The 9,585-nt window shown below is 41.0% G+C and carries 8 protein-coding genes; 1 reads left to right on the top strand and 7 read right to left on the bottom strand.

The window, feature by feature from the left end; all coding sequences use genetic code 11:
* The first annotated feature begins 112 nt into the window (after positions 1-112).
* Entirely contained in the window at positions 113-1,279 is a 1,167-nt protein-coding gene (locus tag ADF68_RS04485; protein ID WP_049548801.1) for an IS30 family transposase, read from the top strand.
* A gap of 410 nt (positions 1,280-1,689) precedes the next feature.
* Here ADF68_RS04485 and ADF68_RS04480 read toward each other — a convergent pair whose 3' ends face one another.
* The 7 genes from ADF68_RS04480 to cls all read right to left on the bottom strand — a co-directional run bounded on the left by ADF68_RS04480 (position 1,690) and on the right by cls (position 9,304).
* Complete coding sequence (locus ADF68_RS04480; RefSeq protein WP_049548800.1) at positions 1,690-4,122, bottom strand: ATP-dependent Clp protease ATP-binding subunit; 2,433 nt, start codon at positions 4,120-4,122, stop codon at positions 1,690-1,692.
* Positions 4,123-4,128: 6 nt separating this feature from the next.
* A complete protein-coding gene (locus ADF68_RS04475) occupies positions 4,129-4,587 on the bottom strand; it encodes a CtsR family transcriptional regulator (protein ID WP_001211286.1) in 459 nt (152 codons plus the stop codon).
* Between the two features lie 116 nt (positions 4,588-4,703).
* A complete protein-coding gene (locus tag ADF68_RS04470) occupies positions 4,704-5,432 on the bottom strand; it encodes an ABC transporter ATP-binding protein (RefSeq protein ID WP_049548799.1) in 729 nt (242 codons plus the stop codon).
* Complete coding sequence (locus tag ADF68_RS04465) at positions 5,432-6,439, bottom strand: ABC transporter substrate-binding protein (protein ID WP_049548798.1); 1,008 nt, start codon at positions 6,437-6,439, stop codon at positions 5,432-5,434. The genes ADF68_RS04470 and ADF68_RS04465 overlap by 1 nt, the downstream gene beginning before the upstream one ends.
* A gap of 36 nt (positions 6,440-6,475) precedes the next feature.
* Positions 6,476-7,234 carry an ABC transporter permease gene (locus ADF68_RS04460; protein WP_049548797.1) on the bottom strand — a complete coding sequence of 253 codons (759 nt, stop codon included), beginning with the start codon at positions 7,232-7,234 and terminating at the stop codon, positions 6,476-6,478.
* On the bottom strand, positions 7,197-7,487 hold the full coding sequence (locus tag ADF68_RS04455) for a thiamine-binding protein (protein WP_049548796.1): 291 nt from the start codon (positions 7,485-7,487) through the stop codon (positions 7,197-7,199). The genes ADF68_RS04460 and ADF68_RS04455 overlap by 38 nt, the downstream gene beginning before the upstream one ends.
* Positions 7,488-7,771: 284 nt before the next feature.
* Complete coding sequence (gene cls / locus ADF68_RS04450) at positions 7,772-9,304, bottom strand: cardiolipin synthase (RefSeq protein ID WP_049548795.1); 1,533 nt, start codon at positions 9,302-9,304, stop codon at positions 7,772-7,774.
* Positions 9,305-9,585: the final 281 nt, after the last annotated feature.

Here is a 9,585-nt window from a genome sequence, read left to right as displayed (position 1 = left end):
GGTAATTTCTCAAAGTAACTTCCACTTTCCTGACCAAAGTGGAAATTAGTCTAAAACGGATTTTTATGGTGGAATTAAGTGTGAGACGTTTGTGGTAGAAATGAGGCCTACTATGATCAAACATAAACACCTTACCCTTTCAGACCGTAATGATATCCAATTAGGTTTAGAGCGCGGTGAAACCTTCAAAGCTATCGGGCAACTTATTCTAAAAGACCCGACTACTGTTTCCAAAGAAGTCAAACGAAACAGACTAGTCAGAGAGTCTACGTGTGATAACCTCCCTTGTCCTTTACTTGCCAAAGCTCCCTTTGTCTGTAATGGATGTCCTAAAAGAAGACAAAACTGTGGCTATCAGAAAATCTTCTACCTCGCCAAACAAGCTCAAAAGCAGTACGAACAAACTCTTGTCGAAGCTCGTGAAGGAACTCCTCTTAATTCTCAGACTTTCTGGAACATGGATAAAATTATTTCTGATGGGGTTAAAAAGGGACAACACATCTATCATATCCTCAAAACTCATAACCTTGATGTTAGCTCCTCAACTGTCTATCGACACATCCGAAAAGGTTACCTGTCTATCGCTCCGATTGATCTTGCTAGAGCTGTTAAATTTAAAGAAAGAAGAAAAAATAATCTACCTTCCATCCCTAAAGAAGCTAAAAAAGGCCGTTCCTATGAGGATTTCCAAAACTATTTAGCCCTTAATCAACTAGACTCTTGGCTGGAAATGGATACAGTTATGGGCAGAATGGGAGGGAAAGTCCTACTCACCTTCAACCTCTCTTTCTGTAACTTTATCTTCGCTAGACTTCTGGTTAATAAAACTGCCCTTGAGGTTACCAAACACCTTTATAAAATCAAGAACACTCTTCACCAAGCGGACAAAGATTTCTTCCAACTCTTTCCTGTCATTCTGACTGATAATGGTGGAGAGTTTGCCAGGGTTGATGACATCGAAATGGATGTTCGAGGAGAGAGCAAGCTCTTCTTTTGCGACCCTAATCGCTCTGACCAGAAAGGGAGAATTGAGAAAAATCACACGCTGATTCGCGACATTCTACCTAAGGGAACTTCCTTTGACAACTTAACTCAAGAGGATATTAATCTCGTCTGTTCGCATGTCAACAGTGTCAAACGCGCTGCTTTGAATGGAAAGTCAGCCTATGAACTCTTTGCCTTTACTTACGGAGAAGAAATTCCTAAACTTCTCGGCATTTCTAAAATACCTGCAGAAGATGTCTGTCAGTCTTCTAAATTACTCCAACATAAAATCTAAAAACTAACCAAAAAACCCATTCAAACGTCTCATACTAACTTCCACCATAGCGGAACTTAATCTGAAACGCTTTCAGATGAGGGGATTTTGTGCGCTCTTTTTTCTATTCCTTTCGACTACAAAAGCGATGAAATCAAGCATGAGTAAAACCAGTGGAACTTACCCTGACACGGAATTCCACTGGTTTTTACAATTTTTATCAGACTAACTTCCACTTCTACTAGCGGTGGAACTTAGTTTGGGAATTTAGCAAACATTTCTTAATTATAAGATTTTTTACTTGATATACAAAACTTGATCAGTAGAAATTCGTTTTTGAAATCCTTAAACTAAATGCAAAATCCAAGTCCTTATTTGAGTAATAACTTTCCAAAAAAGAGGCTGAAACAATCTGTTCCAACCTCACAATTTTAAACAATCTCAAATTTTAATTGACCAGCTTTGACACCAATCTTCAGAGTCTTACCAGCTTCCAATTCACCTTTAAGGAGAAGTTCTGCTAGTTTGTCTTCTACTTCCGTTTGCAAAGTTCTGCGTAGTGGACGAGCCCCCATCTCTGGATCATATCCTTGCTGAGCTAGGAGTTTAAGGGCTGATGCTTGAAGTTTCAAGTCAATTCCTTTTTCTGCAAGACTAGCAATCAATGGTTTGACCATAATCTTAACTACTTCTTGCATATCTTGACTTGACAAGCTATGGAAGACTACCTTCTCATCAATACGGTTGATAAACTCTGGACGATAAGCCTTTTTCAGCTCCTCAAACATCCGTTTTTCCATATTTTCCTGATCAAAACGAATGTCCTTAGCTCCAAAACCAACTGTCTTGTCATCACGAAGAGCTGTCGCACCAAGGTTTGAAGTCATGATGATGATGGTATTGGAGAAGTCAACCTTGCGACCCTTACTGTCTGTCAAGACACCATCATCCAAGACTTGCAAGAGCACATTAAAGATGTCTGGGTGAGCCTTCTCTACCTCGTCAAAAAGCAAGACTGAGTACGGTTTGTTACGAACCTTCTCGGTCAACTCCCCGCCTTCTTCGTAGCCTACATAACCTGGAGGAGCTCCATTGAGACGACTGGCTGCAAATTTCTCCATATATTCACTCATGTCAAAGCGGATAAGAGCAGACTCATCATCAAAGAGAACTTCCGCCAAGGCCTTGGCCAACTCGGTCTTACCAACACCTGTTGGTCCTAGGAACATAAAGGATCCAATTGGGCGTTTGTTATTGCGAATACCCGATTGATTTCGGCGAATGGCACGACTGATACTAGATACAGCTTGTTCCTGTCCGATAACACGTTTATGCAGTTCAGCTTCAAGATTGAGATACTTCTTGGCATCTGTTTGGGTCAATTTTTGAACTGGAATACCTGACAAGCGACTCAAGGTTGTCAAAATGTCTGATTCTGTCACCAAGTCTTTATAAACAGGTACTTCCTGTTCTTTTGCAATGAGTTGAGCAGCTTGCTTCCATTTACCATCCATCAAGGCCTTATCAGCTGGTGTTAAATCTGACTCATCTTTTTTAGCGTGCTTTGATTTATTTTGGACAGTTGCTGCCGCTTCATCCAAAAGATCAATCGCTGAGTCTGGCAAGTGACGGCTAGTTAAATAACGATGAGCCATTTTGACAGCTGTTTCTACTGCATCGTCTGTAATTTGGACATGGTGGTGTTTCTCATAGGTTGCTTTCAAACCTCGTAAAATAGCCATACTATCTGCTAAACTTGGTTCCTCAATCATCACTTTTGCAAAGCGACGAGAAAGGGCTGCGTCTTTTTCGATGTGCTTTTGATACTCTTCCTGAGTGGTCGCACCGACAGTTCTCAGAGTTCCACGTGCCAAGGCAGGTTTCAAGATATTGGCCGCATCCAAGGTCGAATCGATCCCACTTCCTGACCCCATAATGGTATGAAGCTCATCGATAAAGAGGATGACCTTTCCATCTTCCTCAATATCTTTGATGATATTGTTCATACGTTCTTCAAAGTCACCACGGAAACGAGTTCCCGCAACCACATTCATCAAATCAAGTTCTAAAACTCGCATCTTAGCCATTTCATCAGGTACATCCCCGTTGGCAATACGTTGCGCAAGACCAAGTGCTAGAGCTGTTTTACCGACACCTGCATCTCCAACTAGGACTGGATTATTTTTTGTCTTACGGCTCAAGATTTGAATCATACGAGAGATTTCTTGGTCGCGCCCGATGACTGGTTCCAATTTACCCGAACGAGCTTGCTCCGTAAGGTCATGCGTATAATCTTCCAAACCTCCACTTGGTGTCTGAGGCATACCCATCATATTAGCCATGGAATTTTGCTTATCCGCTACCGTACGATGACGCTGGCGAAGGGCCTTCAAATCTTCTCTAGTCCAACCAGCACGCGCTTCAAGACTTCGACGAAGTCCAGCAATCTTGACCTGATCCTTCTGATCTTCGTAAGAAAATCCCGCTTTTTCTAAAATGCGAGTAGCTAAGGCATTGCCATCATGTAAGATAGCATAAAGAACATGCTCTGTTCCCAATACCTTGGCATGTACGACAGAAGCAACGTGCTCTGCTTCCAACAACAATACCTTCAACCGGTGTGAAAAAGGCAGCTCCTGATAATGTTCCTTATCGCTATACTTTGTTTCAGTCAGCTCTACAGCAACTTCCTCCAGACGATCAATCTCATATGGAAATTCGTTCAAAGTCGCCCCAGCTACACTGTAACCATGATTGGCCATAGCAATCAATAGGTGCCATGACTCTAGGTATTCTGCCCCAAAATGACTGGCGACCAGAAAGGCACTTTCTATACATTCTCTCAATGCTTTTGAATATTTCATTTAGTTCTATTTTCCTTTTCTATCTACCTCTTGTAATAACTGACGGAGCATATTGGCACGGATAAGATTGGCATCATCGCCTAAAACTCGGTCTGTCGCCATTGCTAATAATAGATTCATCTCCTGACGAGTCACTAAATCCTGCTCAAACAAGAGTCTTAAAACATCTTCAAAGATAGCTAGGCTAACTTCTTCACCTACCGAATACAGTAAATCGCGGAGCATTTCATGGTGGTTTGAGAATTCAATCCGACCAATGCGAATATAACCGCCACCTCCCCGCTTACTTTCAACTAAATAGCCTCTGCTTTCAGTAAATCGAGTCTTAATCACATAGTTGATCTGGCTAGGCACGACTTGAAAGGTATCCGCTAATTGGCTTCGTTGCAATTCAACCATACCCGACTGCTCCAAAATCGCCTTGATATAGGCCTCTATATGGTCTGATGTATTTTTAAATCTCATAGAACGCCACCTCTTTCTTTGAACCTTGACTATTTTTGACTATTATACCGAATTTTTCGATTTTTTAAAAGAAAAAGGGGCTGGTAATGAAGAATCCTCACCAACTCCCTGTCTTTCTAATTATTTAAGCCTAATTCTGCTAATATCTGGCGTTTATAGGCAATTTTTTGAACGTCCTTGTCTTCAGCTTCAGACCAATTAAGTTTGACTTCAGAAACAATCTGCCCAGGGCGATTTTTTAAGATATAGATACGGTCGCTGAGATTGAGGGCTTCCTCGATACTATGCGTAATGATGAGTGTTGTCAGGCCTAGCTGTTTATGAATCTCCAAATACCAGGCGTGGAGCTCCATCTTAGTCATCTCATCCAAGGCACTAAAGGCCTCATCTAGAAGAAAGAGCTTATGTCCAAAAAGATAGGTACGAAGTAAAGCAACACGCTGACGCATCCCACCACTGAGTTCATGAGGGTACTTATCCCTTACAGCCGTCAACTGAAAGGTAGCAAGGATTTCGTATGCGCGGGCAATCGCTTCTGCCTTGTCCACCTTTTGGATCAAGAGGGGCAAAATAATATTGCCTAGCACCGTCTTGTGTTCCAAGAGCAGATCCTTTTGTAGCATATAGCTCACGCGCCCCTTGGGATTTTCCTCCCCATCAAGCACAATTCGCCCTGACTGGACTTCTAAAATCCCTGCAATCAGGTTAAAGAGAGTGGTCTTCCCTACACCACTGGGGCCTAGGATAGAAACCACTTCACCTGAAGTCACTTGTAGATTAATATCCTCTAAAATCTTTTCATTGTCGTAGGCATAGCTTACATGTTCTAGTCTAATTTCTGTCATTATTTCACAAATTCGTTGGTAAATCCTTTATCTGTCAAGTCTTCCTTGAGGATACCATTTTCTTTATCCCATTTGTAGAAGGCATTCCAGCGGTCAGCATCAAATTGTCCCCATTTTTCCTTGTCGCTCGCATATTCTTTTGACAAGTATTTTTGAGATTCGATGACGAAATCACGTTTATCCTTTAACTCAGGGGCATTCTTGATCAAGATATCAGCCGCTTCTTCTGGGTGCTCCATAGCATATTGGTAACCTTTTTTGATAGCTTGGATGACTTTACGAGCTTCTTCTTTGTTGTCTTTTAGATAGTCGTTGTTTGCGATGATAACTGGTGAGTAGTAGTCAAATTCTTTAACGTAGTCTTTCAAATACATAAAGTTAGCATCTACACCTTGAGATTTAGCAAGGATTCCATCCCAACCATAATAAATCCAAGCAGAATCAAAAACGCCATTGGCAATCGGTGTGATCGAGTTTGAATCGTTGTTTGGTACTTTTTCAACCTTCTCAAAGTCGCCACCTTGAGATTCTACCAAGGTTTTCAACATCGCAAGCTCAGTAGGGTCATTCCAAGTTCCGTATTTCTTGCCAACTAGGTCTTTTGGACTAGTTACATTATCAGATTTACGAGAGATGATCCCTGATGTATTGTGCTCAACGATCGCTGCAACGGCAGTGATACCTGCTCCTTTTTCCAATTTCTTAGCCATGTAATCTTGGAAATAGATAGCAAATGGCGCCTTACCATTGATAACCAAGTCTGACGAGCTTTCTTCAGGTGGCAATTTCAAATCAACATCCACTCCAGCTTCTTTGAAATAACCTTTTTCTTTAGCTACATAAAGCCCTGTGTGGTTGGTATTGGGTGTCCAGTCTAGGATAAAGTCAATTTTTTTGAGTTCTGCTTCTTTGTTATCCTTAGAAGCTGTTCCTTGCCCACAAGCCACAAGCACGACAGCTACAAGAGCTGTTACAATCGTTAAAAACACTTTCCATGTTTTCTTCATTTATATTTCCTCTTTTCTTTTTACAAAACGCTTCTTTTAAGCACGTTTCCATTTAATCACATATTTTTCACTGATATCGACTAATTTCATACCCACAAGGCTAATCAGCGATACCAGAATAATAATCGCGAACATGGTATCATACTGAAACAGTTTCTTGGACTGAATCATGTAGACACCTAGTCCTTCAAAGCCTCCCAACCACTCAGATACCACTGTTGTGATAAAGGCGTAGGAGACGCTAACCCTTAGTCCTGCATAAAAGTAGGGCAGGCTGACAGGGATTTTAAAATGCCACAGGATTTGCCAAGGATTCGCTCGCATCAGACTAAACAAGGTCAGCATGTCCTTGTCGCAATGCCTAAAACCATCTAGAATACTGACGATAATAGGGAAGGTTGTCGTCAAGATAATCAAAACAATCTTGGGCAAGATACCATAACCCAACCATAAAACTAGGATAGGAGCTATGGCAATTGTCGGTATGGTCTGGACAACTACCATCATGGGGTAAATCAAGTCATTGAGCCAGCCCAAACTATCCATAAGAACAGCCATGATACAGGCTATCAAGACTCCCAAGACCAAACCTAATAAGGCTACTCTCAAGGTTGCCCAACTATGGTACCAGAGAAATTCTCTGTCACGAACAAAAGACTGGAGAATCTCAAGTGGTGTCGGCAGGATAAACTTTGGTAAGAGTTTTAAGAATCCCGCCACCTGCCAAACGGATAAGACACCCAAAAATCCTAGCAGACTAATATGCCGTCTCATTATACTTTTCAAGTTTCTCATCGATGCTTAAAATCTCTCCTATATTTATTTTCACATTGGCAAAAACATTGTCTGCTCCTTGCCCCGCCACTTCTAAGGCTTCTTTAAGAATTCGCATGAGCTCATCAAACTCCCCCTCCAAGACCGTTTCAAATGGTGTCACCACCATGGTCACTTCTTGAGCTTGCAGATAAGCAATGACCTTATCAATTACAGCTATGCGGTCAATCCCTTGTGACAGGGGCAGGACTTGTAAAGCAATGCTTGCTTTCATTCAAACCTCCTTCTAAGTTACAGTTTTTCTTTGTAAAAAAGAAAAACCTCTTCCATATATGAAAAAGGTGCAAAATTAGGCTAAGTTTCGTTCCCTACGCTGGCATTACCCAGATCAGGTGCGGTCGAAGTTTAACACTTCCTCTCAGACTGTACACAGACTCCCATATATTATATGGACATATGATAACGCAAAACAAACAAGATGTCAAGGAAACTGCTTACAGAAAAAGAGACGGCAAACCTTCTCTTTCTCTAATTATACAGATGAACTAGCTCTTTCAATTAAAGCATAGGGGCGAATAACTGAGCTACTTCTTTGATTAATGTTTGATACCAAGTAGGCTTGATTGTCCCAGTAAAAATTTCTTGCGACTCTTCAAAAATTTCTTCAAAATCATTGCGAATAGTTGCAATGGACGGTGTTTCATACAATAAAACTGCATTTTCATAGTGGTGAACCAAGCTGCGATAATCAAGGTTTATGGTTCCAACAACCGCAAATCGATCATCAACAATCATTTGCTTACTATGGATAAAACCAGGAGTATACTCATAGATACGTACACCAGCAGACAAAAGATCAGGATAAGATCCTCGAGTTACTAACTGGATGAGCTTTTTATCTGGGATAAATGGAGTTATAATTCTCACATCTACACCTCGCATGGCTGCATTTTTTATATCCTCTGTCAAATCATAATCAATAATGAGATAAGGCGTGGTGATATAGACAAAATCTTCCGCTTGATTAATCAGATTTTGATAGACGATTTTACCCACCTTCATTTTATAGATAGGCTTAGGGCCACTTCCATACGGGATACAAAGACCACCTCCTGGTCGTGTCTGATTTTCCAAATGATACTGATCAAAGTCACTAATTTCTCCACGGTTGATGTACCAGTTCATGAGAAATAGTCTGGTAAAGGCTTGAGTCGCCGGACCATCTATCCGAATCCCACTATCTTTCCAGTGTCCAAAACGTTCAATCTGATTGATATATTCGTCTGCAAGATTAATCCCGCCAGTATAGGCAATCTGCCCATCAATGACCAAAATCTTACGGTGGTCACGGTTATTATAGGCCACTGTCATACGAGGAATTACCTTATTAAACTTATGAGCCTCAATTCCCCGAGATCGGAGATGCACAGTATAATCACCTGGCAATGTCACCATGCAGCCGATATCGTCGTAGAGCATCTTGACCTCGACTCCCTGAGAAGCTTTTTCTTCAAGAATTTCAAGCATACTATCCCACATCAAACCTTCGTCGACAATGTAGTATTCTAGAAAAATAAATTTTTCAGCCCTCTTCAAATCTTCCAGCATCTGTTGCCACATTTCCTCACCATTTGAAAAGAATTGTGAGTCTGTCTGATCATAAACTTCTGCATTACTGTCCATATGCAATAAGGCATTGATAATCCCGTAGGCAGATTTATCAGTTTCTTGTAGGATCTGATGAAGACTATGCTCTCGCTTTTCATGAGATGCAATAGAACGAAGTTCCTGTAATTGTTTGAATTCCTTTTTTGATAACCGACGCTCACCAAACATGATATAAAGCAAGGGACCAAAAACAGGAACAAAAGTGACAATCAACCACGTCACCTTGCTTTCAGGAGACATAGAACGATTGACAATAGCTAAAACAGTTGCCACGCTGACAAGAAATACAAGAGCAACCCAAACAAGTGGAGCAATCTGGCTCATGTAAAGAATGACTGCAAAAACTACAAATAATTCTATCAGAATAATCGCAATGCTAAAACCATACTTGGACATCAATAGTCGAAATTTTCTAGTTCCCATAACTCCCCCTCAATTTCTAAGTCTACTCCCTAATTTAACGTCTGAAAACGCTTGTTACCTTCTAGTATACTTAGTTTAGAAGAACTTAGCAAGTCTTTTCTGTTTCAACCTATAAAATTAAAAAGAGTCTGCGACAAAATAATTCTCAGCCACAAAAAAGCTAGATATTCCCAATTGTGGAACTCTAGCTTTTTCATCGCTCTGAATATAAATCATGGCCACCCGTCAAACGGGTGGTTTGTACCAGGGCTATAAGCCCAGATAACTAGCCAGCGCCTAAA

It is taken from the genome of Streptococcus pseudopneumoniae (assembly GCF_001068775.1).
GTDB lineage: Bacteria > Bacillota > Bacilli > Lactobacillales > Streptococcaceae > Streptococcus > Streptococcus pseudopneumoniae_N.
This window is presented reverse-complemented; position numbering and strand designations above follow the sequence as displayed.

What these genes read in the sequence shown, in the direction of transcription:
- ADF68_RS04485 (WP_049548801.1), top strand. Translation starts at nt 113, where the DNA reads ATGATCAAACATAAACACCTTACCCTTTCAGACCGTAATGATATCCAA.
- ADF68_RS04480 (WP_049548800.1), bottom strand. Translation starts at nt 4,122, where the DNA reads ATGAAATATTCAAAAGCATTGAGAGAATGTATAGAAAGTGCCTTTCTG.
- ADF68_RS04475 (WP_001211286.1), bottom strand. Translation starts at nt 4,587, where the DNA reads ATGAGATTTAAAAATACATCAGACCATATAGAGGCCTATATCAAGGCG.
- ADF68_RS04470 (WP_049548799.1), bottom strand. Translation starts at nt 5,432, where the DNA reads ATGACAGAAATTAGACTAGAACATGTAAGCTATGCCTACGACAATGAA.
- ADF68_RS04465 (WP_049548798.1), bottom strand. Translation starts at nt 6,439, where the DNA reads ATGAAGAAAACATGGAAAGTGTTTTTAACGATTGTAACAGCTCTTGTA.
- ADF68_RS04460 (WP_049548797.1), bottom strand. Translation starts at nt 7,234, where the DNA reads ATGAGAAACTTGAAAAGTATAATGAGACGGCATATTAGTCTGCTAGGA.
- ADF68_RS04455 (WP_049548796.1), bottom strand. Translation starts at nt 7,487, where the DNA reads ATGAAAGCAAGCATTGCTTTACAAGTCCTGCCCCTGTCACAAGGGATT.
- cls (WP_049548795.1), bottom strand. Translation starts at nt 9,304, where the DNA reads ATGGGAACTAGAAAATTTCGACTATTGATGTCCAAGTATGGTTTTAGC.